This window comes from Streptomyces virginiae (assembly GCF_000720455.1).
In the GTDB taxonomy this organism is placed as follows: domain Bacteria; phylum Actinomycetota; class Actinomycetes; order Streptomycetales; family Streptomycetaceae; genus Streptomyces; species Streptomyces virginiae.
Window position 1 is genome coordinate 167,554 of sequence record NZ_JOAK01000012.1, and the last position, 23,450, is coordinate 191,003.

Genomic DNA, 23,450 nt, shown 5'->3' on the forward strand with positions numbered 1-23,450 from the left:
CGTAACTTTCGGAACCGTTGGCTCCGTGTTCGGCTCCTGTGAAGAAGGGCTCAGCGATGAGCGAGAAGAAGGAAAGCGTGCTGGCGGGCTTCAAGGCCTTCCTGATGCGCGGCAACGTGGTCGACCTGGCGGTGGCCGTGGTGATCGGCGCCGCGTTCACGAACATCGTGAACTCGGTGGTCAAGGGGATCATCAGCCCGGTGGTGGGCGCGGTGGGCACGAAGAGCCTCGACGGCTACAAGTCCTGCCTGAAGTCGCCCTGCGCCATCGGCCCCGACGGCCAGCCGACCGGTGTCGAGATCCTCTGGGGGTCCGTGCTGAACGCCACGCTGACCTTCGTGATCACCGCTGCCGTCGTGTATTTCCTCATGGTGCTGCCGATGGCGAAGTACCTGGCGCGGCAGGAGGAGCGCCGCAAGGCCCGCGAGGGGGTCCAGGAGATCGTCGAGATCACCGAGCTGGAGGTCCTCAAGGAGATCCGGGACACCCTGGTCGCGCAGCGCGCGGGCGGCGGCGGTGTCGGCGGCCAGGCGGGTTCGCGCGACGGGTTCTGACCGGGCCGGCCGACCCGGCCGGTCAGATGTGGTGCGGTGGCTTCTCGTCGAGGAAGCGGGCCAGGTCGGCGGCGCTGCCTCCGGTGGGCGGCCCCTCGCCCCAGCCGCGGTCCGTGTCGTCGGACGACTGCTGGTCCAGCGGGTCGTCGAAGTCGATCCGCGGCTTCGGCCGGGGCTGCCGGGCCTCGGGGGCGGGGCGCGGGGGCTGCGGGTCGGAGGCGGGGGTGCTGCTCATGCCTCCAGGGTACGGCCGCCCGTGGTGGTGGCCCGGACGTGATCACCGGTCCTTCGGGTCGAGGAGCCACAGGCCGATCACCACGAGGAACGACAGGATCAGGAATCCCGCTCCCCACCAGGCCGTCCCGGTGTTGCCCTCCATCCACTCGTTGACCGCGACGGTCAGCGCCCAGAGCTGTCCGACGACGACGGTGAGGGCCAGCACCAGACGGGCGTTCAGCTTCGAGGACCGCTCAGGCTCCTGCTCGGTGCCGGCGCCAGGGCCGGGGCCCGTGTGCCGGATCCGCGGGTCTCCGTAGCCGCTGGTGGCGCGGATCTGCGGATAGCGTTCCCGGACCGGCCGGTTCAGCCTCGGCTGGGCGCTGCCCGGCCGGTAGTCAGGGCGCGGGGGGATCGGCTGGTCGCTCATGTCCGTCCCCTCTGGTTCGCGGCGGCCCGGCCGGCGCCGGGGCAGCCGAGCTGCCGGGTCATCTCGGGGTGGGAGTCGCCGAGCTGCCGGCAGAGGGCTTCCCTGGCAGGCTCCCCCGACCGGGCGGTGGCGATGGCCCAGACGCTGCCGTCGGGCTGCTCGGTCAGGAAGATCCTGGGGAGCGGGCGGGGTGGCGGGCCGGCGGTGACCTCGCCCGTGCGGGCGTCGAAGACACCCTCGTGGCAGGGGCAGTACAGCTCTCCGTCGGCGCCCCGGTCCTCGCGCCAGAGCACGGCGCAGGCCAGGTGGGTGCAGACGGCGGAGTAGCCGACGAGGGTGCCGTCGGGGAGGCGGACGGCGAGGGCGCGGTCCTCGTCGCCGGGGAAGCGGAAGGCCACGGACTCGCCGGGGGCGAGTGCGTCGGTGACCTTCCTGGCCTCGGGCATGGACTCGCTGTCGCCGTGGCGGTGCAGGATGCCGGCGGCGACGCCGACACCGCCGACGGCCAGGCCGCCGGAGACGGTGGCGACGATCCGCAGGTAGTCGCGGCGGGTGGTGAGGGAGTCGGCGCTGATCCGGTCCCGCAGCCGTTCCGCGGCCTCGTCGCCCGCGGGTTCGGGTCCCGGTGCGGGGGCGGGCTGTTCGGTGACGCTCATCGGACGTCGACTCCATTCACCTCTACGACGGGCAGGCCGCCGGGGACGGGCCACTGGACCTTGTCGGCGGGGACGACCATCGCCACTCCGGTGCTGACCATCACGTCACCGAAGGCGAAGGAGTCGGCGACCTGGACACCGGGGCGCTCCGCCTGGAGTTCTTCGAGGGTTCCGTAGAAGAGGGCGCCGGTGGGGCAGACGGTGGCGCACATCGGGGCCAGGCCGTAGGCGGTGCGGTCGTAGCAGAGGTTGCACTTCATCTGCAGCTTCGCCTGGAGGTCGATCTTGGGGACGCCGAAGGGGCAGGCGTTGACGCAGTTGGAGCAGCCGATGCAGCGGGTGGTGTCGGCCTGCTGGACCACTCCGTCGGCGGTCACCAGGATCGCGTCGGCGGGGCAGACCTCGGCGCAGGGCGCGACCGGGTCCTCACAGTGCATGCAGACGGTCGGGAGGGAGGCGACGGACGTGCCGGGTTCGGTGTAGTCCAGGTGGATCATCGACTTGCCGCGGTGGGAGTCGCATTCGCGGCAGGCGGAGACGCAGGCCTGGCAGCCGATGCAGCGACCCGGGTCGATGAAGATCGTGCGGCCCATCATGGCGGGTCAGCTCCTCTCCGCCGTGCCACGGCCCTGGGAGGACGTGGGGGGCAGGGGGTCGGTGCGGGAGACCTGGGCTGCGGGGTAGGCCTCGTGGCCCGGGGCGGTGGGCGGCGCCGGGACCTCGTCGATCTTCTCGGCGGGCTCGATCCGGGCGGCGCAGACCTTGTACTCGGGGATCTTCGAGCGCGGGTCGAGGGCGTCGATGGTCAGGGCGTTCGCGGCCGTCGGCACGGGCCAGTGGTACGGGATGAACACGGTGTCCGGGCGGATGGCCTCGGTGACCAGTGCGGGAAAGACCTCGCTGCCGCGGCGGGTGACGACCCGGACCGGGTCGCCGGTGCGGTAGCCGTGCGAGGGGTGGACCTCCACCCAGGGGCGCGGGGTCTGTTCGACGAGACCGCCCAGGCGGCGGGTCTGGTTGCCGGAGAGGAAGTGCGCGACGGTCCGGCCGGTGGTGAGGGAGAGGGGGTACTCCTCGGTGTAGGGGTCCATCGGCGCGTGCCACTCGACGACCTGCATGTGGACCTTGCCGTCGGGGTGGTAGGTCCGGCCGCCCTCGAACAGCCGGGGCGTGCCCGGGTGCTCGGTGCTGGGGCAGGGCCACATGATGCCGCCGGTCTCCTCCAGCCGCTCGTAGGTGATGCCGTAGTAGTCGTTGACCGTGCCGGCCGAGGCGACGCGGAGTTCCTCGAAGACCTCGCGGGAGCCGGCGAAGTCGAACTTGTCGCCCGCGCCGAGCCGCCTGGCGAGTTCGCACATCACCCAGGTGTCGGTGCGCACCCCGGCGGGGGGCTCCTGGGCCTTGTTGTGCTTGACCACGCGGGCCTCGGTGTTGGCCATGACGCCCTCGTCCTCGGCCCAGACCGTGACGGGGAAGACCACGTGGGCGTTGGTGGCGGTCTCGGAGAGGAAGAAGTCGAACTGGGCGTGGAATTCGAGGTTGTCGTAACCCTGCTTGACCGCGCCGTAGTTGGGGAGGGAGACGAAGGGGTTGTTGCAGATGCCGATCAGGCCGCGGATCTCGTGGCGCTGCATCTGCCAGACCATCTCCATCATGGAGGTTCCGGCGGACGGGAGTTCGGACTCCTCGATGCCCCAGATCTCACAGATCTGGCGGCGGTGCTCCGGGTTCGTGATGGACCGGCCGCCGGGGAGGAGGTCTGCCTTCTGGCCGTGCTCGCGGCCGCCCTGGCCGTTGCCCTGGCCGGTGATGGTGCCGTAGCCGGCGCCCGGCCTGCCGAGGTTCCCGGTGGCCACGCACATGTTGATGATGGACAGGCAGTTCTCGACGCCCTGGGAGTGGTGTTCGACCCCGCGGGCGTGGAAGGCCATGGCCTTGGCCGCTCCGCCGAACATCCGGGCCACCTGGACGATCTGCTCGGCGGGGACGCCGCAGATGCCGGCGGCGCGCTCGGGCGGGTAGTCCCGGACGGTCTCCTTGACCTGCTGCCAGCCGGTGGTGTGGGCGGCCAGGTACGTGTCGTCGGTCAGCCCTTCGGCGACGATCACGTGGAGCACGGCGTTGAAGAAGGCCGAGTCGGTGCCCGGCTTGAGGGCGACGTGGACGTCGGCGGTGCGGGCGACGGCCGTCTCGCGCGGGTCCACGACGATCAGTGAGGCGCCCCGGTCGCGGGCGCCCCACAGGTACTGGGTCATCACCGGGAAGCACTCCCCCACGTTCGAACCGGCGATCAGCAGGCAGTCGGTGAGGAGGATGTCGGAGAAGGGGTTGGCGGCCCGGTCGATGCCGAAGGAGAGCTTGTTGGCGCCCGCGGCGCTGACCATGCACAGCCGGCCGTTGTAGTCGACGTGCCGGGTCCTCAGCGCGACCCGGGCGAACTTGCCGACCAGGTAGGTCTTCTCGGAGTAGAGGCTGGCGCCGCCGAGCAGGCCGAAGGCGTCGTTGCCGTGGGCCCCCTGGATGCGCCGGATCTCGGAGACGGTGAAGTCCAGCGCCTCGTCCCAGGACACCTCCTTGAAGGTGTCCTCGCGGGAGCGGCGCATCAGCGGAGCGGTCAGCCGGTCGGGGTGGTTGACCTGCTGGTAGGCGTTCAGGCCCTTGGGGCACAGCCGCATCCGGTTGATGTCGTGGTTGCGGGGCTCCACGCCGAAGACCTTGCCGCCCGCGTCGACGCGCAGGTACATCCCGCACTGCACGCCGCAGAAGCAGCAGTGGGTGGGGACGAGGGTCTCGCCGTTCTGGTCGGCGTGCCACCGGTCGGCCGGGATGCCGCCCGCGTCCCGGAAGTTGCGGGTGCCGGGCGGCGCGATCGAGGGGTCGAGCGGGATCGGCGCGGGCCGGGACCCGGCCTCGGCGGGGTCGGTCGCGGTCACTTGAACCCCTTCTTGACCTGGCTCAGGTAGGCGTTGCCGCGCAGGACCCGCTTGCAGCGCGGGCAGTATTCGACGAAGGCGTTGTAGTCGAGCCCGAGGTCCTGCATGGTGCCGCGCAGGTTCTCCACGTACGGGGTGGTGTCGATGGGCTCCCCGCAGCGCTTGCAGGCGAAGAGCTGCTCGTCCCGGCGGGCCGTGTACTTGAACAGCTGCATGCCGACGGCGGCCGGGCGCTGGACGATGTGGAAGAACTTCCCGAAGGGGATGTAGATGAGCGTGAAGACCACCGAGACCATGTGCAGGATGGCCAGGAACTCGTAGCCTCCGCCGTGCAGGAAGATCGACGAGAAGGTCAGCAGCAGCCCGGTCACGGAGATGACGATCAGGCAGATCAGCGGCAGCAGGTCGTAGGCGAAGCGCTGGCCGGTGATGGCGCCGCGGTCCTTCATCCTGCGCCACAGGAAGTAGCAGGCGCCGGGGATGACCAGCACAGCGGCGACGTCCAGGCCGTGGAACATCAGCCAGCCCACGATGTTCAGCGCGTTGAAGCCGAGGACCTTGAACCCCCAGATCCGCATCTCGTAGCCGGGACCGGAGCCGCTGTCGGAGGTGAAGGTGAACCAGCCCCAGGTCAGCGGGAAGGTGATGAGGGCGGCCAGGATGCAGCCCCAGAAGATGAGCTGGTGGGCGATCCAGCGGGAGCGGGAGCGGGCCCCGAGGAACTTCTGGAAGCCGAGGTAGGTGGCGGTCATCCTCGGCAGGGCGGTGGGAGCCCTTCGGAAGTTCTCGGCGGAGAAGAAGCTGCCGAAGCCCTTGCGGAACAGCCGGCGCGCACCGGGCGCGGAGACCCAGACCGTGTAGCGGTAGGCCACGCCGAAGGCCAGGAAGACGGTGGCGACGGCGTACGGCAGCAGCGCCGAGTCGAAGTCCCTCAGCAGCCTGCTGCCCAGCACGATCGCGGCGACGAGCAGGAGCGATACGAGGGTGCCGGCCAGGGTGGCGCGCGCGGTCACCGACCGCCGTCCGCCCGGTTCGGGCGGGGGCGCGGCCGGCCGGGTATCCGTGGCCCCGGCGGTGCCTGCGGACCCGGGGGGCGGGGGCGGGACGGCGAGGGCTTCTGATGGCTCGGGCACAGCCCCACGCTAAGTGATCTATACCGATTCAGCCCGTTGTGTCAGGTTTACGATTGCGCCGAACGAGGCCGGGTGACGTCACACCGCCGTCAGGCCCCGCGCCTCGAAGAGGGCCCTGGCCCCAGCCGTCTGCTCCGCCGTCGGCGGCGGGGTGTCGCGCAGGGTGAAGTCCGTGCCCAGCGCCTGCCACTTGCCGGCGCCCAGCGTGTGGAAGGGCAGGACGTCGACCCGTGAGACGTTGCCGAGGGACTCGGCGAAGGCGGCGACGCCGTCGACGTTCTCACGGGCGTCGGTCAGACCGGGCACCAGCACGAAGCGCAGGTGCACCTCCTTGCCCAGGTCCGCGAGGCGCCGTGCGAAGGCGAGGGTGGGCTCCAGCGGGCGGCCGGTGAGATTCCGGTAGGTCTCGCGGTCCCAGGACTTGATGTCGAGCAGCACCAGGTCCACGTCGCGCAGCAGCGCGTCGGTGGCCCGTGCGCCGAGGAAGCCGGAGGTGTCCAGGGCCGTGTGCAGGCCCAGCTCGTGCCTCAGCCGGTGCAGCAGCTCGCCCGCGAAGACGGGCTGGAGCAGGGGCTCGCCGCCGGAGACGGTGGCTCCGCCGCCGGACGCGGCGATGAACCTGACGTACTTGGCGGCTTCGGCGATCACGTCGTCCGCCGAGGTCCGAGTGCCGGCGCGCATCTTCCAGGTGTCGGGGTTGTGGCAGTACAGGCAGGTCAGCGGGCAGCCGGAGAGGAAGGTGACGAAGCGCGTACCCGGTCCGTCCACACCGGTGGACAGGTCCCAGGAGTGCACCGAGCCCTCGCTGGGACGTCGGGTCACGGCGCTTCCGGCCGCCGGCCTACCGCACCCCCGCCGACCTGGCATTTCGCGGGGGTCGAAAGCCCTTCCCGCGCTCGTGAAGGCGTTCACAAGATGGCGCGGGCGTCGACCCGAGGGGCTGGAGCCCCGGGACGGGTCAGCTGGGCGCCTCGGCGCCGGGGCGGGCGTAGAACCACCAGGCCACCACGACGCAGGAGGCGTAGAAGGCCACGAAGCCCCACATCGCGCTCGTCACCGAGAAGTTGGCGAACATCGCCGGGATGAAGAAGAAGCCGTAGGCGGCGATGCCCGCCGTGAAACCGGTGACCGCACCGGACTCGATCTCCGCCTGCCTCAGGGCGTCCGCGTACTGCGGGGTGCCCTCCGCCAGGCCCTTCAGGTGCTGCCCCCGGAAGATGACGGGGATCTGCCGGAAGGTCGAGCCGTTGCCGACGCCCGAGAAGAAGAAGGCCGCCAGGAAGCAGAGGAAGAAGCCGGTGAAGGAGCCCCGGTCGGATCCGGCCGGCAGGAAGGCGGTCACGCCGGTGATCGATCCGGCCATGCCCACGAAGGACAGGATCGTCACGCGGGCGCCGCCCAGCTTGTCGGCGATCCAGCCGCCCGCCCAGCGGGCCAGCGCGCCCAGGGCCGGCCCCATCCAGGCGTAGGTGGCCACGGAGTACGCCGGGAAGGTGGTCTTGATCAGCAGCGGGAGGGCCGCCGCGAAGCCGATGAAGGAGCCGAAGGTGCCGACGTACAGGTAGGTCATCAGCCAGTTGTGCTTGCGCTTGAAGATGCTCTTCTGCCGGCTGAAGGGGGTGGAGGCGACCTTCAGGTCGTTCTGCCCGAACCAGGCCACCGCCGCCAGCACGCCCAGGACGGGCACCCACACGAAGGCGGCGTTCTGGAGGTAGGTCTCCGAGCCGTTCGCCTTCTTCTGGCCGGCGCCGACGGCCAGGACGGAGGAGGTGATCAGGACCGGGGTGAGGAGCTGGACCACGCAGACGCCCAGGTTGCCCAGGCCGCCGTTGATCCCGGTCGCGTTGCCCTTCTCCTGCTTCGGGTAGAAGAAGCCGATGTTGGCGAGCGAGGAGGAGAAGTTGGCGCCGCCCATGCCGCACAGCGCGGCGATCATGACCATCGTGGCGTACGGGGTGGAGGTGTCCTGGACCGCGAAGCCCAGCCACAGCAGCGGGACGATGAGGACGACCGTCGAGAGCGCGGTGAAGCGGCGCTGGCCGATCCGCGGGCCGAGGAAGGTGTAGAAGATGCGGGCCGTACCGCCGGTGAGGCCGGGGACCGCCGTCAGCCAGAAGAGCTGGGACTGCGAGAAGCCGAAGCCGACGTCCTGGAGGTTGGTGGCGGTGATGCTCCAGACCTGCCAGACGACGAAGGCGACCAGCAGCGCCGGCACCGCGATCCACAGGTTGCGGGTGGCGACCCGCTTGCCCGTGGAGCGCCAGAAGGCCGGGTCCTCCGGCGACCACCGGGTGATGGTGCGGCCGGGGCGGTACTGCGCCGGATCGGCCGGGGGCGGCCGGTGGACTGCTTCCTGCGTGGCGGTACTCATGGCGGGGTCCTGAACTGCGAGGGGAGTCCTGACGTATCCACCTTCCGGTCCCGGCCCCCACCCGCGGCAGAGGAGAAGGCACCGGGGGCGACGGAACAAGGTCCCGTACCGCGCAGTGCGTTGGTCCGCACGGCCGCCCGGCGCACGGCCGCCCGGCCCACGGCCGCCGCCCGGGGCACCGCCGCCGCCCGGACAGCGCGCCCGACCTGCCGGAAGCCGGTTCCTCTGGTCTTCTGGCCGGTATGGCCTACTCCCCCATGACCGCCCGCAGCCGCGAAGAGGACCACCGCACCTCGACGCCGCTGGAGCTGTTCTTCGACCTCTGTTTCGTCGTCGCGATCGCCCAGGCCGGCGCCCGGCTCGTGCACGCGCTCGCGGAGGGCCATCCCGGGACCGGGGTGATCGGCTACTTCTTCGTCTTCTTCGGCGTGTGGTGGGCGTGGATGAACTTCACCTGGTTCGCCTCCGCCTACGACTGCGACGACGTGCCGTACCGGATCGCGACCCTCGTCCAGATCGCCGGCGTCCTCGTCTACGCGGCCGGGGTCGGCGAGGCCTTCGACGAGAACGACTGGACGGTCGCCGTCGTCGGCTACATCATCATGCGCGTCGCACTGACGGCCCAGTGGCTGCGGGCCGCCGCCGGGGAGAGCGGCGCCGCCCGCACCTCGGCCCTGAAGTACGCGGCCGGGCTGGTGATCTGCCAGGCCGGCTGGGTGGCGCTGCTGTTCGCACCCGAGGACGCCAAGCGCTGGCTGTTCCTGGTGCTGGTCGCGGCCGAACTGACGGTCCCGGTGCTCGCCGAGCGCGGCCACCAGACGCCCTGGCACGCCCACCACATCGTCGAGCGGTACGGGCTGTTCACCATCATCGTGCTCGGCGAGACCATCGCCGCGAGCACGGTGGCCGTGAAGTCGGCGCTCGACGAGCACGAGGCCCTCGGCCTGCTGCTCCCCATCGCCGGGGGCGGGCTGCTGATCGTGTTCGCCGCGTGGTGGATCTACTTCGCCGTACCGATGCACGAGCACCTGACGTCCAACCGGGAGGCCATCCCGTGGGGCTACGGCCACCTGCTGATCTTCGCGTCCGGAGCGGCGATCGGGGCGGGCATCGAGGTCGCGGTCGAGCACGCGGTCGGCAAGGCGCACATCTCCCAGGTCTCCGCGAACGCCGCCGTCATGGTCCCGGCCGCGGTCTTCCTGTTCATGGTGTGGTTCCTGCACTCGCGCCACTTCAAGCGCGGCCTCGCCCAGCAGCTCGTCCTCCCGGTGGCCGCCCTGGTCACCCTCGCCTGCACCTGGACGGGTGCCTACGCCGTCCTCTACGCGGGCCTCGTCGGGGTGGTCACGGTCGCCGTCGGCGTGATCCTGGCCGAGCGGCCGGGCACCGCGGCCGTCTAGCGGCAGGGGCGGCCGTCACTCCCGCGCCCCCGCCGCCGTTCTCCAGCGCAGAACGAGCAGGACGAACCGCACCGACTGGAGGCCCGGCCCCATGACTCTCCCGGCGCAACGCCACGGCACCGACCCCGGCAGGGAGTTGGCCGAGCCCGGCTTCTGGCAGCAGCCGCCCGCCCACCGGCTCGCCGCCTTCGCCCGTCTGCGCGCCGCCGAAGGCCCCGTGTTCGTGCCCGAAGGGGCCGGGCACTGGGCCCTCGTCCGGCACGCCCACGTACAGGAGGCCAGCCGGCTGCCCAAGGTCTTCGCCAGCGCCCCCGGCGTGACCACCCCCGAACCGGCCCGCTGGGTGCGCGCCCTGTTCGGCGACTCGATGGTCAACCTCGACGGACCGGACCACGCCCAGCTCCGCAAGATCGTCCAGCGGGCCTTCACCCCGCGCCTGCTGGCGGCGGCCGAGGCCGACATCCACGCCGTCGCGGCCCGCATCGTGGACGACGTCCTGGCCGATCGCCCCGACGAGTTCGTCTCGGCGGTGGCCTCCCGGCTTCCGCTGGAGGTCATCTGCAACATGATGGGGATCCCCGAGCGCCACCGCGCCGAGATCGCCGACCGGGTCAACCACGCCTCCGAGAACATCGGCGTGGAGCGCGCTCTGGCCTCCCGGCTGCGGATGCCCGGCCGCGGGCTGCGCGCGCTCGCCCGGATGCAGCGGATGGTGGCGGGCATCGGCCGGGAGCGGCGCAAGAACCCCACCGACGACCTGATCTCGGCGCTGGTCTGCGCGAACGTGGACGGCCAGGCGCTCGGTGCCCGCCAACTCGGCGCCTTCTTCTCCCTCTTGATGGTCGCCGGGGTGGAAACCACCCGCAACGCCATCACGCACGGGCTGACCCTGCTGACCGACCACCCGGACCAGCGGGATCTGCTGCTGTCGGACTTCGAGAAGTACGCGGACGGCGCGGTGGACGAGATGATCCGGCACTCGACGCCGATCATCCAGTTCCGCCGGACGGTGGTCGCCGAACACACCCTGGGCGGACGCGACTTCCGACCCGGCGAGAAGGTGGTCCTGTACTACGCCTCCGCCAACCGCGACGAGGCGGTCTTCCCCGACCCCGACGCCTTCGTCATCACCCGTTCGCCCAATCCGCACCTGGGCTTCGGCGGCGGCGGTCCGCACTTCTGCCTGGGCGCGCACCTGGCCCGGGTGGAGATGAAGGCGCTCTTCCGCGAGCTGCTGACCCGGCCGGTCGGGCTGCGGGCGGTGGGCCTGCCGGACCTGGCGGGCTCGAACTTCGACAACCGGGTCCGCTCGCTCAGGTTCGCCTTCGAGCGGCCCTGAAGGGCGACGCCGAGGGAGCCCCCGGGAAGGGGGACCGGCCACCGGGCAGGCTGGGAGCCCGGCGGCCGGAGCGGGTGGGGCGGGCGCCCGGCCCAGCGGCTACTTCTGCAGGCGCCGCACGGAGAGCACGCAGTGGGCGCTGCCCGTGAGGACCTCCTCGTCGCCCGCGAAGGCCTGCAGGGTCTTCGCGTCGACCGGCTGCCCGGGGACCGCCTCGGGCCAGGCGCGCGTGGCGAAGAGGAAGTACGCCTGCCCGCTCTCGTCCGCCGCGGCGACCCACTCGTCGGGGGCGGTGCACTGCGCGTTCATCCCGGGCAGGGTGAGCGCGATCTGGTTGCCCTCCAGCAGGATCTGCACCGGGAAGCCGGCCGGGTTGCGGGTGCCGTCCATGACGACGTCGCCGATGGGCAGGCCGATCTCCTCCAGCAGCCCGCGGGCCGCCGCCTCACCGGCCTCCCGGCCACCCGGGCCGTCGCCCAGGGTGTAGGCGAGGAGGTACGGGATGTCGTGCGCCTCGGAGGGGTCGCCGATCCAGGCGAGCACCGAAAGGGTGCCGAGCTGGGACCGGTCGATTTCGGCTTGAGTAGAAGTCATGCGCCGCACCCTAGTGGTCCCGCGCCCGGGCCCTTCACGGCCTTTCACCCGGGCGGGCTAGACCGCCCAGAATCCCTCTCCGGAATTCGCCCTGATGTTCGCGTCCTGGTATTCGAGCCGCACAATGCGCGCGTTTTCCGGGATTTCGAACACCACCCAGCCCTCTGCCCGCTCACCGACCTCCAGGGAATCGAAGACGATCGGTTTGCCGGTCGTCAGCTCACCGGTGGGCACCACCGGGTGGCGCTGCCCCGCGCCGTCGTGCGCCCACATGCGTCCGAGCGCCCCGTACGAGGCACCGCCCACGTTGACGAAGGACATCGAGGCGGCCACCCAGCGCTTGCCGGCGGACGGGGCGAAGTTCTTGTCCGCGCTGATCGCCGGGTTCACGAAGGCGCCGAGCACGACCTCCAGATGGCGGCCGACCTGCGTGCCGTGCACCCGTACGGCGTCACCCACATGGGCATCCTTCGCCCCGGGCCGGACGGGGGCGCCCTCGCCCCCCGGAGCCCCGTCGTCCACCGGGACGGCCGGCGCCGCGGCCGGGGCGAGGGCTCCCCCGTCGGGAACGCTCTGGCAGGCGGTGGCACCGAACAACAGCAACGGGAGCAGGGCGAGGACTGGAAGGGCGGGGAGGGCAGGGAGGGCGGGCTGGCGCATGCGAGATCCCTTCGGGCACGTATTTCGGCCAGTTTCACGCGCCCGGGCAGGCAATTGCACCCAACGACACGAGTGCGCGGAGCGAGTGCGTACGGCCACCTGCCAGCACAATGCGTTCCGGCGGAATCCCGCCGTCCGCACCCCTTGGAGGAAGAATGCGCATCCCCGCCCGCCGAATGGCCCTGGCGGCCTTCTCCGCACTGGCCGCCACCACGCTGTTCGGCGCTCCGGCCGGCGCCACCGTTTTCAATCAAGGTATTTCCGTACACCACGACGCGTACGTGGCGGCGGACGGGACCGTCACCCTTTCCGGTTCGTACCACTGCGAGCAGGCGTCACCCACGGGGGCGATGCAGATCAAGGCGACCGTCGAGCACGAGGGCGGCCGGCTGAGCGTCGGCGCGGAGCAGCCCGTCTGCGACGGCAAGGAGCGCCGGTGGGTGGCCACTGCCCCGGGCCGCTGGGTGAACGTGCGCCCGGGCCACGCGGTGGTCACCGCCGAACTCCAGGAGGTCCGCCTCTCGGGCCTGATGCCGAGGTCGGTCACCACGGTCGCCGAGGCCACGGCGGACGTCGAGGTCCGCGGGCACTGAACGGTGCGGGAGACGGGGAAAGCGCCCTCCCGGTAGCCGCCGCTACCGGGACCGGCACTCGGGGGCGACGCCCGTCATCGACATGAAGGCCACCGCCTGGCAGCCGGGGTCCGCGTGCGGTCGCCCCGTCGCCCAGTCCACGACCGTCGGCACCCCGGCGGCCAGCAGGAGCACGGCGAGGATGCCCGTCACGGCACCCTTGCTCAGCCTGCGCACAGCACGTTCCGTTCCATGGTCGGCATCATCGCCCCGGCCCCCGCCGCCCACAACTCGGCGTGGCCGGCCGGTCACCCCGTGCTGCGGGGGCTGCCGCCGACGTCGAACTCGCACCACACCGCCTTGCCGTCGCCCCGGGACTCCACGCCCCAGTGCGTGGCCAGGGCGTCCACCAGCAGCAGCCCGCGCCCCGTGGTGGCCGCCTCGCCCGGGCTGCGCCGGCGCGGCCACACGCTGGAGCGGTCCTTGACCCACAGCCGGATCCGGCGCACCGGCTCCGGCAGCACCTCCATGGTCAGCACCGCTCCGCCGTCGGTGTGCAGCAGGGCGTTGACCAGCAGTTCCCCCGCCGCGACCTCCACGTCGTCGGCCAGCTCCGGCACGCCCCAGTCGCGCAGCGCCTGGCGCAGGGCGTAGCGGGCCTCGGAGAGGCCCTCCGGGTCGGCCTGGTGGATGTACTGGTGGATGCGCGGCGCCCGGTGGGTGCCGGGGTCGGGGGCCCTGCGCAGCACCAGCAGGGCCACGTCGTCCCCGGAGCCCCAGCGCTCCCACAGCCGGTCCGAGAGGTGGTCGGCGAGCGCCCCCGCGCCCTGGGGGCCGCTGCGCACCGCGTGGGCGAGGGCGTCCATGCCCGCGGTGATGGTCGTACCGGGCTCCTCCACGAGGCCGTCGGTGCACAGCACCAGCGTCTCGCCGGGGACCAGGTCGAGCTGGGTCTCGGGGAACTCCTCCTGCTCGAAGGCCGAGGCCAGCCCCAGCGGCAGCCCGCCGCGCACGTTGGGCCAGCCCGTTCGCCCGTCCGTGTGGCGGATCAGCGGGCCGAGGTGGCCCGCGCGGACGGCACGGACACCGCCCGTCTCCAGGTCGACCTGCGCGTACATGCAGGTGGCGAACCGCTCGGTGTCGAGCTCGGCGAGGAAGCGCGAGGCCCGCGCCAGCACGGTGGACGGGGGGTGGCCCTCCCCCGCGTACGCCCGCAGCGCGATCCGCAGCTGGCCCATGATGGCCGCCGCGTGCGTGTCGTGGCCCTGTACGTCGCCCACGACGATGCCGACCCGGTTGCGGGGCAGCGCGATCACGTCGTACCAGTCCCCGCCGACCTCCCGCCCGCTCCACGCGGCGTGGTAGCGGACCGCGATCTCCCCGCCGGAGATCTCCGGGATCCGGCGCGGCAGCATGGCCGCCTGCAGGCCCGTCGCGAACTCCCGCTCCTGGTCGAAGAGGAGCGCCCGCTGCAGCGACTGGGCCACGATGCCCGCGAGGCCCAGGCACAGGTTGCGCTCCTCCGGGCTGAACTCCTCGCGCTGCCGGTAGAAGAGCACCAGCCCGCCGATGGCCTTGGCCTGTGCGATCAGCGGCAGGTAGGCGGCGGCGTCGAACCGGATGCGGCCCAGGTAGTCCGCGAGGAGCGGGAACTCGCTGCCGAGTTCGGTGAGCGAGGTGACGAAACGTGCCTGCCTGGTCAGCACGGCGTGCGAGAGCGGCAGCGACCCGTCCATCCGGGTGAAGCGGCGCTCGCTGAGGATCTCCAGGGACTCCCCGCTCAGCGCGATGATCTTCATGGTGCCGCCCTCGACCAGCCCCAGGGCCAGCCCGTCGGCGCCGAGCCGTTCCAGGGCGCCCGCCCCGGTCAGCGCGGCCGTGACGTCGTCGACGGTCACCGCCCGCGACAGGGCCTCGGTGGTCCGCTGCACGATCGTCGTCTGCTGGGCGCGCGCCGCCTCCAGCTTGCGCAGCAGCGTCGCGTGGGCCAGCTCCGCCGCCGCGTCCCGGACGATCCCGGCGATGTGCAGCGCCTGGCCGTCGGCGTCCCGCACCACCCGGCCCGTGGTGTGCGTCCACTGGTCGCGGCCGTCGCGCCGGTGCACGGTGAAGTACGCGCCGAACGTCTCCCCGCCCTCCGCCAGGACGCGGGCGATGGTCTCGCGCAGCCGGGCCGCGTCCTCGGGCCGCACCCGCAGCGCGGCGCCCTCCGCGGTGCCGTCGTACTCCTCCGGCTCCAGGTCGAACACGGCCATCGCGGCCGGGTCCAGCGCCACCGTCCCCGAGCCCAGGTCCCACTCGAAGCTGCCCATGCCGTTCAGCGCGAGCCGCTCCCCGGCGTCGGTCACGGGGGTCCGCCGGGCCGGCCCGGGTCCGTCGCGCTCCGCCGCTGCCACCTTCCGCACCCCCTTAACGGCCGGGCCAGCAAGGCTGGGAGATCAGCCGCTCCCACTCCTCGTCGGGATGCCCCGGAAGGGTGCGCCCGGCCTCCCGCCAGCGCTTGACGACGGAGAGGTAGATCGTGGGCTGGTCGGCGGCGGACGCCGTCGCGTACGGGCTCGCGTACGGCGCCGCGTACGGGCTCGCGTACGGCGCCGCGTACGGGGGCCGCTCGTGCCCGGCGGTCCGGGCCGTGGCGGACTGTTCGCCGCGGCTGGCGGGAATGCGTACCCAGCCGCGGCCCTGTGCTCGCTCCGCGCTCATCACAGACCCCTTCTCCCCGCGGATCTCACCGCAGGTACGTCTTCGGATGCCCCGGGGGTTGTGCCCCCGGACCCGGCCCGGGGGAAGCAGCCCGGACGGGCCGGGCCGCACCGGGGGAGCCCGGCCGCGGCCCCCGGGCACCGAGGCGCTTGCGGACTCCTCTCACCAGTCTCCCCGCCGTGAAGCCCGCACCGTGCACGAATCGCATGGAAGGGCCGAATGAGGGAGCCGCCAGCAGCCCCGCGAAGAACAGCCCGGGCCACGAGGACTCGAAGCCGGGACCCAGCTCCGGGGCCCTGCCGTCGCCGACGGTCGTCAGCGCGGCGCGCAGCCCCGCGTCGAGCATCTCCAGCCGGTCCAGGTCCGGGGCGAAGCCGGTGGCCGCGATGACGTGGGCGACGTCCACGACCACCGATTCCCCCTGGGGTGTGGTCAGCCCGAGCCGTGTCCGCTCGCCCACCGCCGTCGCCCGGTGCAGCGCGTGCCCGAGCAGCGCGGGCACGCGCCGCTCGAAACGGTCCCGCAGCCACCAGGCGCCCGCCGGACCCAGCGCGGTCGCCGCGATCCGCTCCCGGGTGTGCGCGGGCAGCCGGCGCACCGCCCAGGGCAGCTCCGACCACACCCAGCTGCGCCAGCCCGTGCCGAGGCCGCTGTGCGGATCGCGCAGGGCGCGCAGCGGTGGCCTGCTCAGCGGCTGCGGGACGGTGTTCCAGTTCAGCCGGGAGCGCCGGGCGACCAGGCACGGCCGGGCACCCTGCTCGGCCAGCAGGGCGGCGGTCTCCAGGGCCGCCTGCCCGGCACCGAGCACGGCCACCTCGCGGCCGGCGAAGCCGGACAGGTCCCGGTGGCCGCTGCTGTGCGAGTAGTGGCCGGGCGGGAGCCCCCGCAGCGCCTCGGGGTGCCGGGTGAAGGGCATCACCCCGACCGCGACGGCGACCGTACGGGCGAGCAGGGGCGGTCCCTCGGCGGTGCGGACGCGGAAGCCGTCGCCCTGCGGGGTCACCTCCGTGACGGTCACCTCCTCCACCTCCGGCCCGGCGTGCCGGGCGAACCACATCCCGTACGCGCTGAACGTGCCGATGGGCAGCGGAGTGCCGTGCTCCGCGACCGTTCCGAGGGAGGCGCAGTATTCGGCCAGGGTGTGCCGCCCGTCCGGCGCGGACAGGTTGGAGGACCACGGCTCCGACTTCAGGTACATGCCGTCGGGCATGTGGTCGCGCCACGAGGCCATGGGCCGCCCCAGCAGCCGTACGCCCAGACCCGCGCCGGCCGCGTGCGCGGCGATCGACAGCCCGTACGGGCCCGCGCCGATCACCACGAGATCGTCGATCCGCGTCACGGCCGCTCCTCCAACTCCGTCGTCACCTGCGGGTCACCTGCCCGGCCCCGCCCGCCGGGCCGGTCCCGGTCAACGGCTCACCAGTTCGTCCGGCTCGGGCGAGGCCTCCGGCGGGGCGGGGCGGGACACCGACCCGGCGGAGGTCACGCCCGGCTGTTCCCGCCCGCGCTGCCGGGGCGCGCGGACGACCGCGCGCGCGGTGCGGCGGCCCTGCGCCGGGACCCCGCGCAGGGCCCTCGCCCCCTTGGCCGCGCCGCGTCCCAGGAACGCCGCGAGCATGGCCAGGAACGGCCAGACGTCGTCCGCCGCGAACCAGGCCGCCTCGACGCGTCCCCGCTCGGCGGCCGGTCCCGGCCCGGGGGGCGCGGCCTGCGCCGCCGGGCGGTGGCGCGGCAGGGACCGGCCCCGGACCGCCGCCAGCAGCGCGTAGTTCTCGGCGACGAACACCCGGCCCGCGCCGCCCGAGGGCTGCGGGACCCGTTGGCCCGTCAGATCCAGGTACATCGCCTGGACCACGTCCAGGCCGGCCGCGTCCGTGAACAGCCTGAACTGCGCGCCCGGGCGCGGGTTGAAGTCCACCAGCCGGAAGACCCCGCGCTCGTCCCGGCGGAAGTCAAGGTCCAGGATCCCCTGGTAGCCCAGGCGTTCGGCGAGCCTGAGCGCCGCCTCCTCCACCGCCGCGTCCGGCAGCCAGCGCCCCACCGCCGTCAGGCCCGTGCGCACCGGCCAGGACAGCTCCTTGCGGCCCGAACCGGCGAGCAGCGGAAGCCCGCCGCGGGTGAAGGCGCCGTGGAAGAACCAGTCGGTGTCCGGCCCGGCCGGCAGGAACCGCTGGAGCAGCAGCCTGCTCCCGGCCTCGGCGGAGCGCTCGTACAGCCGTCGCGCCTCGGCGGTGGTGTGCACGAGCGTGGTGCTGCGCAGCCCGTCCGCCCCGCTGGGCAGCAGCCAGGGCCGGCTCCACTTGGCGACCACGGGCAGGCCCAGCCGCCAGGCCGCCTCCGCCGCCTCCGTTCCGCTGGCCGGGACCACGGTCTCCGGGTGCGGGACGTCCCACCGCGAACAGAGCCGCGACAGCTCGGCCTTGTCGGCCACGCGGGCGGGCAGGTTGTCGGGCTGATGGGGGATCCGGAAACGGTCGCGCAGCATCGGGGCGACCCGGGACACGGCGATGGCGCTCAGGTCGTCCATGGCGACGAGCACGGCCGGGCGGCCGATCCGCTCCGACACCCGGGCCAGGCACTCCAGCAGGGCCTCCGGCGCCTCCGGGTCCAGTCCGCCGACGGGCCCGGGATGAACGGCCCGCAGGTACCGCGAACGCCCCATGGGACCTCCCCCGGCCTCGACGACGGCATGGACCTCCACGCCCTTGCGGCCAAGGGATCTGACGGCGCCGAGGGTTCCGTGGTGGAACGGGTTGCGGTCGAGTCTGAGCACAACGGCGGGCACATGGTTGGCGAACGCGTGCATGGCAAGGGTGTCTTTCACCTAGTCGGACCAAGCGGGGGTGGTGTGCAGCTGCTAATGGCCTACGCGGCAGGCACCGAACAGGCCGTTCGTCAGATGTGATGCCTAACGTCTTTGGCAAGCACACCGATTCAGGAAAGCTCGGGAGACGCCATGCCCAGACCACGCCGCCGACTGGTGAGCACCTGCATCGGCTCGGTCACGGCCGGACTGCTCGCCACCGGTGCCGCCCTCGCGGCGCCGGAGGAGAACCGTGCCGAGGACTCCGGCATCGCCATGGGTGCCTATCTCGACTACGGGCCGAACGGGGTGGCCCGCATCCGGCAGCTCTCGCGCTGGCTGGGCGGCAAGGACATCCGGGTCGGCCACACCTATCTCCCCGGCGACCAGTGGGCCGGCATCGAGGGCCGGGTCTCCTTCCTGGAGGACTGGGCGCGGTGGCGTCTCGCGGACGACGACCGGATGTTCGTCCTCAACGTGCCCATGCAGGCGCGCAACGAGGCACGGGTGTCCGACCAGCAGGTGGGCCGGCTGATCCGGGCGGGCGCGCGGGGCCTGTACGACGAGCACTTCCGCAGGCTCGCCGAGCGGCTGGTGTCGCTGGGCGTCCCGGACACCGTCATCGTGCTCGGCTGGGAGATGAACGGCGTCACCTACACCCACCGCTGCCGCCCCGACCCGGCGAACTGGAAGGTGTACTGGCGGCGCATCGTCGACGTGATGCGCACCGTGCCCGGCCAGAAGTTCAAGTTCGACTTCGCGCCGAACAGGGGTACGGACGCGATCGGCTGGACCAAGTGCTATCCGGGCGACGACCACGTCGACATCATCGGCATGGATTCGTACGACCAGGATCCCGGGCAGACCTTCGACGACCAGATCTCCCAGCCGTACGGGCTCCAGAAGCACGTCGACTTCGCGCGGGCGCACCGCAAGGCGATCTCGTACCCGGAGTGGGGGCTGTTCCGGCGCGGTGACAACCCGGAGTACATGCGGCGCATGCTGCGGTGGATCGAGCAGAACAAGCCGCTCTACCACACCATCACCGACTACTGCCCGCACGGCGTGTGGCAGTGCAAGCAGAACCCGGAGTCCACGAAGGTCTTCCGGTCGGCTCTGACGCCGGCGGTCCCCGTCCCGGTGACCCCGACGCCGGTCGTACCGACGCCGGTCGTGCCGACACCGGTCGTGCCGACACCCGTGGTGCCCACTCCGGTCGTTCCCACGCCGCAGATCCCGACCCCGGACGTCCCGACCCCGCAGGTCCCGACCCCGCAGGTCCCCACACCGCAGGTCCCGACTCCCCAGGTCCCGACTCCCCAGGTCCCGACGCCGCAGGTCCCGACGCCGGCGGTACCCACGCCGCAGGTCCCCACACCACAGGTGCCGACCCCGCAGGTGCCGACGCCGCTCCCCGAGCCCTCGACCACCGAACCGAGCCCGGTCGTGCCGAGCCCCGAGGTCCCGACACCCGTCGGCCCCAGCCCCAGCCCGCTGGAGCCGGAGCCGGAGCCGAGCCCCGAGGTCCCGGAGCCCGGCACCCCGAGCCCCGCAGTGCCGAAGCCCTCGCCCACCGCGCCCTCGCCCGTGGGACCGGCACCCGTCACGCCGGGCCCGGCCGTGCCGAAGCCCGAGCCCACGCCGGCCAAGCCCCTGCCGCAGCCGCAGCAGCCGCCGCTCAACAGCATGCAGTGGTGCGTGCCGATCAACTTCGGCGAGTGGCTGTCCAAGCTCGTCGGCAAGCAGTCGGTCTGCGTCAAGATCGACCTGGGCGAGGACTTCGGCTTCTGGCCCTTCTAGGAACCGTCCGCAACCTGGACGGGTCATCGCACCCGCAGTTCGTTGAGCCGCGCCCGCCAGTCCCTGGCGGCCGGCAGCGCCTCCCGCAGCACGTCCACCGCCCGCTCGCGCCCCGCCACCTGCGACTCGTGCAGCCGCAGCAGGGGCGCGAGCGCGCTCGTGGCCATCAGGAAGCGCTGGTTGACGACCGTCGCCGGCCGCCAGTGGTTCTTGTACGGCTCGTTGCCCCGCAGGAAGCTCACCACCGGCCGGCCCTCCTCCAGCGCCCGCCCGGCCTCGTAGCGCAGCAGCAGCGTCGCCACGTCCACCTTGCGCGCCCGCAGGTCCGGGTCCGCCCCGTAGAGGTAGCCGCCGCTCAGTCCCGCCGACAGCAGCGTGACGTTGGCGGCCACCACCTTCCCGTCCAGCCGGAACTCCGTCAGCCGCCCCTCCCCCGCCCGCACCATCCGGCGGGTGGCCCGGGTCAGGTGCTCGGCGAAGCGGGGCCGCAGGTGCTCCGGCGTCACACCGCGCCCGCGCCACTGCTTCTCGTGCAGCCGCAGCAGGTTGCGCACCGCACGCGGCACCTCCTGCTCGGTGGCCTCGTGCTCCTCGATCCCGGCCGCGTCGGTCTTGCGCAACTTCGCCCGCACCCGCTGGGCTCCGGAGGCCGGCATCCGCTTGACCAGTTCGTCGAACGGCAGGGTCGGCAGTTCCATGCACGTGGAGTCGGCGAGCCTGGTGCCGATCCCGGGCCACTGCCGGTACAGCTCCTCGGCGGCGGCCCCGGGGCGGACCTCCCGCAGGTCGACCACCGCGCCGCGGGCCGCCCGGTGCAGCCCGTGGGCCAGCGCCGGTACGACCTGGCCCGCGTGCTCGGCGGCCACCAGCACGTCGAAGTAGTCCGTGATCGGACCGCCGAGGGGCACCAGCAGCGGAATCGGCCGGTGTACGAGCATCAGGGCCGCCGCGCCGACCAGTTCCCCGCCGCGCCGGACGAGGACGATCCGCAGCCGGCCGTCCTTCCCGTACGTCAGCCACCAGGAGTGCAGCCAGGCGTGGCTCTGGAAGGGGGTGGCGCTGGGACAGGCGCGGACGAGCCGGTTCCACGGCTCCTCCAGCGCGGCGAACTGCCGGGGGTCGCGGCACAGCGTCACCGACAGGGCCCCGGCGGAGCCCGAACTCATCGAACGGACTCCTTCTCCTTGGCCGAGGCCGGCTCACCCTGCGCGGGGAGGGTGGCGTACTCCTCGGCCGGGGCCCCGGCCACGTGCTCCGCCACGGGCCGGTCCACGGGACCGGCGGCGGGCGCGGCCGCACCCTCCTCGGGGCGCCGCGCGCGGCCGGGCCGGGCCAGCAGCCACAGGCCGCCCAGCAGCCCGCCGGCGCACATCCCGACGGCACCGCTGATGGCGGCGGACGGGGAGGCGGGGTCGGCGGGGGCCACGGCCTGGTTGAAGAGGAGCAGCTGGACGCCGGTGTTCTTGGCGGCCTGGTTGCTGCTCAGCGACAGGGCGTCGGCGACCGCGTTCGCGATGTCGGCGGCCTCGGAGGGGCTCGTGGAGGTACCGGTGATGGCGATCATCGGGGACTCGGGGGAGGTCTCGGCCCGCACCTGGGTGCGCAGCTGACGCGCCGTGAGGCCCGCGCGGGGCTGCGCGTAGGCAAGGGTGGAACTGCTGGTGGCGATCCGGGCGTACGCCTGCGCGAAGCCGAGGGCGGTGGCGGGCTCGGTGGTGTCGTCGGGGACGGCGACGACATAGCTGGTGGCGGCGTACTCGGGGGCCTTGAGCACCCCGTACGCCCCGCCGGCGGCGAGCCCCAGCACGGCGCAGACGGGCAGCGGCCACCACACGGGGGGACGGGTGAAGCGCCGCCTGGGCCTCTTCCCGGAGCGGTGGTCCGCCTTCTTCTCCGGCTTCTCGGACTTCTTCTCGGACTTCTTCTCGGCGCTGTCGGCCATGGTCGTGCTCGCTTCCTGGAGGGAGGTGGGTTCCTGTGGGTCCCGGCCGGGACCCTTCGGGTGTGGGGGGTCAGCCGCCGGCGCCGGGCGTCTGCCGGGGGGAGCCGGGCCCGGGCACCGTCAGCCCCGCCGGCGACCGCTGTGCGGGGCCCGGCGCGGGGTCCTGCGCCTGCGGATCCGGCGCGGAGCCCCGGCCCGTCCCCGCCGCGCGCGGCGCGGCCGAGAGGGCGAGGTCGTACACGTCCAGCAGCCGGCGCGCGCTGCCCGCGATGTCGTAGCGGCGCACGACCGGCGGTGGGGGCAGCCGGCGCACGCCCGCCTCCATGTGGCCGCGCAGCGCGGCGACGAGTTCCTCGGTGCCGGTGCCGATGCGGCGGGCTCCGGGGGCCTGGGCGGCGGGCAGGTCGTCGATGGCCGGGCAGGTCACGTGCAGGACGGGAAGCCCGGCGGCCAGGGCCTCCACGACCGCCAGCCCGAAGGCCTCCTCCCGCGACGGCGAGACGAAGACGTCCATGGCGGCCAGCAGGGCCGGGATGCCGGGGGTACGGCCGTCCGCGCTGTCGCCCAGCGGGTCCCGCTCCCCCAGCAGGTGGATCCGGCTCTGCGCGCCGAGCTCGGCGGCCAGCCGGCGCAGCCCCGCCCGCTGCGGACCGTCCCCTGCCAGCAGCAGGTGGGCGCCGGGCAGCGCCGCCACGGCCCGGACCAGCACGTCGAAGCGTTTGCCCGGGACCAGCCGGCCGACCCCGCCGACCACGAAGGCCCGCTCGGGCAGCCCGGTGCGGGCGCGGGTGGCCCGCCGGACGCCCTCGTCGAAACGGAAGCGGACGGCCTCGATCCCGTTCGGTACGACGTGGACCCGCGCGGCCGGCACCCCCCACCCCTCCAGCCGGGCGGCGACGGTGTCGGACACGGCCACGGTCGCCGCGCCCAACCGTTCACTGGCCAGGTACAGGGCCCGGACCCCGCCCGAGAGGGGCCGGCCCTCGATCTCGCCCTCACCGAGGGAGTGCTCGGTGGCGACGGTCGCCGCGGTGCCCGCGAGGCGGGCCGCGATGCGCCCGTACACGCAGGCCCGGTACAGGTGCGTGTGCACCAGGTCGTACTGGCCGCGCCGGATGAACCGCACGAGCCGGGGCAGCGCCCCCAGGTCCCGGTTGCCGCGCATCCCCAGGTGCACGACCCGTACCCCGTCGGCGCGCAGGCCTTCGGCCACCGGGCCGGGGTTGGTCAGCGTCAGCACGTCGCACCGCATCGGCATGTGCCGCAGCAGCAGCCGCAGTTGCTGCTCGGCGCCGCCGACTCCGAGGCCGGTGATGACGTGCAGCGCCCTGACCGACTCCATCG

23 protein-coding genes are annotated in these 23,450 nt (G+C 73.1%); 5 read left to right on the top strand and 18 right to left on the bottom strand.

Translation table 11 applies throughout. The features are described 5' to 3' along the window. Positions 1-56 precede the first annotated feature (56 nt). On the top strand, positions 57-554 hold the full coding sequence (gene mscL, locus IG86_RS0119640; protein ID WP_030662486.1) for a large conductance mechanosensitive channel protein MscL: 498 nt from the start codon (positions 57-59) through the stop codon (positions 552-554). Positions 555-576: 22 nt separating this feature from the next. Here the strand turns inward: mscL and IG86_RS0119645 are convergent, their stop codons facing one another. The 8 genes from IG86_RS0119645 to IG86_RS0119680 form a co-directional block, all read right to left on the bottom strand. After that, on the bottom strand, positions 577-789 hold the full coding sequence (locus IG86_RS0119645) for a hypothetical protein (RefSeq protein WP_030827396.1): 213 nt from the start codon (positions 787-789) through the stop codon (positions 577-579). A gap of 42 nt (positions 790-831) precedes the next feature. Further along, positions 832-1,200 carry a DUF6755 family protein gene (locus IG86_RS0119650; protein ID WP_030827394.1) on the bottom strand — a complete coding sequence of 123 codons (369 nt, stop codon included), beginning with the start codon at positions 1,198-1,200 and terminating at the stop codon, positions 832-834. Continuing rightward, complete coding sequence (locus tag IG86_RS0119655; RefSeq protein WP_030827392.1) at positions 1,197-1,856, bottom strand: QcrA and Rieske domain-containing protein; 660 nt, start codon at positions 1,854-1,856, stop codon at positions 1,197-1,199. Before IG86_RS0119655 ends, IG86_RS0119650 begins: the two co-directional genes overlap by 4 nt. After that, positions 1,853-2,452 carry a 4Fe-4S dicluster domain-containing protein gene (locus IG86_RS0119660; RefSeq protein WP_030827390.1) on the bottom strand — a complete coding sequence of 200 codons (600 nt, stop codon included), beginning with the start codon at positions 2,450-2,452 and terminating at the stop codon, positions 1,853-1,855. The genes IG86_RS0119655 and IG86_RS0119660 overlap by 4 nt, the downstream gene beginning before the upstream one ends. A gap of 6 nt (positions 2,453-2,458) precedes the next feature. Continuing rightward, on the bottom strand, positions 2,459-4,789 hold the full coding sequence (locus IG86_RS0119665) for a molybdopterin oxidoreductase family protein (RefSeq protein ID WP_030827388.1): 2,331 nt from the start codon (positions 4,787-4,789) through the stop codon (positions 2,459-2,461). Continuing rightward, positions 4,786-5,922, bottom strand: a complete 1,137-nt coding sequence (locus IG86_RS0119670; protein WP_030827386.1) for a hypothetical protein — start codon at positions 5,920-5,922, stop codon at positions 4,786-4,788. Before IG86_RS0119670 ends, IG86_RS0119665 begins: the two co-directional genes overlap by 4 nt. A gap of 78 nt (positions 5,923-6,000) precedes the next feature. Further along, a complete protein-coding gene (pflA, locus tag IG86_RS0119675) occupies positions 6,001-6,789 on the bottom strand; it encodes a pyruvate formate-lyase-activating protein (RefSeq protein ID WP_045936430.1) in 789 nt (262 codons plus the stop codon). A gap of 91 nt (positions 6,790-6,880) precedes the next feature. Further along, positions 6,881-8,293 (bottom strand): NarK family nitrate/nitrite MFS transporter, encoded by a 1,413-nt coding sequence (locus IG86_RS0119680; protein WP_030898341.1) that lies wholly within the window; start codon positions 8,291-8,293, stop codon positions 6,881-6,883. A 242-nt stretch (positions 8,294-8,535) separates the two neighbouring features. On the opposite strand from IG86_RS0119680, the gene IG86_RS0119685 reads away from it, so the two are divergent. Both IG86_RS0119685 and IG86_RS0119690 read left to right on the top strand, forming a co-directional pair. Further along, positions 8,536-9,693, top strand: a complete 1,158-nt coding sequence (locus IG86_RS0119685) for a low temperature requirement protein A (protein ID WP_045936431.1) — start codon at positions 8,536-8,538, stop codon at positions 9,691-9,693. 91 nt (positions 9,694-9,784) lie between these two features. Continuing rightward, entirely contained in the window at positions 9,785-11,032 is a 1,248-nt protein-coding gene (locus tag IG86_RS0119690) for a cytochrome P450 (RefSeq protein WP_030827373.1), read from the top strand. A 99-nt stretch (positions 11,033-11,131) separates the two neighbouring features. Here the strand turns inward: IG86_RS0119690 and IG86_RS0119695 are convergent, their stop codons facing one another. Together IG86_RS0119695 and IG86_RS0119700 are read right to left on the bottom strand one after the other, a co-directional pair. Then, the gene (locus IG86_RS0119695) at positions 11,132-11,626 is read right to left on the bottom strand and encodes a DUF5949 family protein (RefSeq protein WP_030827370.1); all 495 of its coding nucleotides are present in this window, start codon (positions 11,624-11,626) and stop codon (positions 11,132-11,134) included. 57 nt (positions 11,627-11,683) lie between these two features. Continuing rightward, positions 11,684-12,286: a DUF4352 domain-containing protein gene (locus IG86_RS0119700; RefSeq protein WP_107051919.1), complete on the bottom strand. Its 603-nt coding sequence runs from the start codon at positions 12,284-12,286 to the stop codon at positions 11,684-11,686. A gap of 155 nt (positions 12,287-12,441) precedes the next feature. Here IG86_RS0119700 and IG86_RS0119705 point away from each other — a divergent pair, with 155 nt between their 5' ends. After that, positions 12,442-12,879 (top strand): DUF6299 family protein, encoded by a 438-nt coding sequence (locus IG86_RS0119705; protein WP_157854850.1) that lies wholly within the window; start codon positions 12,442-12,444, stop codon positions 12,877-12,879. A gap of 42 nt (positions 12,880-12,921) precedes the next feature. Here the strand turns inward: IG86_RS0119705 and IG86_RS43015 are convergent, their stop codons facing one another. The 5 genes from IG86_RS43015 to IG86_RS0119730 all read right to left on the bottom strand — a co-directional run bounded on the left by IG86_RS43015 (position 12,922) and on the right by IG86_RS0119730 (position 18,385). Beyond that, entirely contained in the window at positions 12,922-13,095 is a 174-nt protein-coding gene (locus IG86_RS43015; RefSeq protein WP_157854851.1) for a hypothetical protein, read from the bottom strand. Between the two features lie 71 nt (positions 13,096-13,166). Further along, entirely contained in the window at positions 13,167-15,254 is a 2,088-nt protein-coding gene (locus tag IG86_RS0119715) for a SpoIIE family protein phosphatase (protein ID WP_037942748.1), read from the bottom strand. Positions 15,255-15,267: 13 nt separating this feature from the next. Next, positions 15,268-15,561 (bottom strand): hypothetical protein, encoded by a 294-nt coding sequence (locus IG86_RS0119720; RefSeq protein WP_030827358.1) that lies wholly within the window; start codon positions 15,559-15,561, stop codon positions 15,268-15,270. 25 nt (positions 15,562-15,586) lie between these two features. After that, entirely contained in the window at positions 15,587-16,891 is a 1,305-nt protein-coding gene (locus IG86_RS0119725) for an NAD(P)-binding domain-containing protein (protein ID WP_045936438.1), read from the bottom strand. A gap of 78 nt (positions 16,892-16,969) precedes the next feature. Continuing rightward, positions 16,970-18,385, bottom strand: a complete 1,416-nt coding sequence (locus IG86_RS0119730; protein WP_399793596.1) for a carboxylate--amine ligase — start codon at positions 18,383-18,385, stop codon at positions 16,970-16,972. 132 nt (positions 18,386-18,517) lie between these two features. Here IG86_RS0119730 and IG86_RS45390 point away from each other — a divergent pair, with 132 nt between their 5' ends. Continuing rightward, positions 18,518-20,164, top strand: a complete 1,647-nt coding sequence (locus IG86_RS45390; RefSeq protein WP_030898351.1) for a glycosyl hydrolase — start codon at positions 18,518-18,520, stop codon at positions 20,162-20,164. A gap of 23 nt (positions 20,165-20,187) precedes the next feature. On the opposite strand, the gene IG86_RS0119740 is transcribed toward IG86_RS45390, so the two are convergent. From IG86_RS0119740 to IG86_RS0119750, 3 genes are all read right to left on the bottom strand, one after another. Continuing rightward, positions 20,188-21,330 (bottom strand): GNAT family N-acetyltransferase, encoded by a 1,143-nt coding sequence (locus IG86_RS0119740; protein WP_030827345.1) that lies wholly within the window; start codon positions 21,328-21,330, stop codon positions 20,188-20,190. Then, positions 21,327-22,106, bottom strand: coding sequence for a YveK family protein (locus tag IG86_RS0119745; RefSeq protein WP_030827340.1), 780 nt, complete (start codon positions 22,104-22,106; stop codon positions 21,327-21,329). The genes IG86_RS0119740 and IG86_RS0119745 overlap by 4 nt, the downstream gene beginning before the upstream one ends. A 70-nt stretch (positions 22,107-22,176) precedes the next feature. Continuing rightward, entirely contained in the window at positions 22,177-23,448 is a 1,272-nt protein-coding gene (locus tag IG86_RS0119750) for a glycosyltransferase (RefSeq protein WP_030898355.1), read from the bottom strand. Positions 23,449-23,450 lie beyond the last annotated feature (2 nt).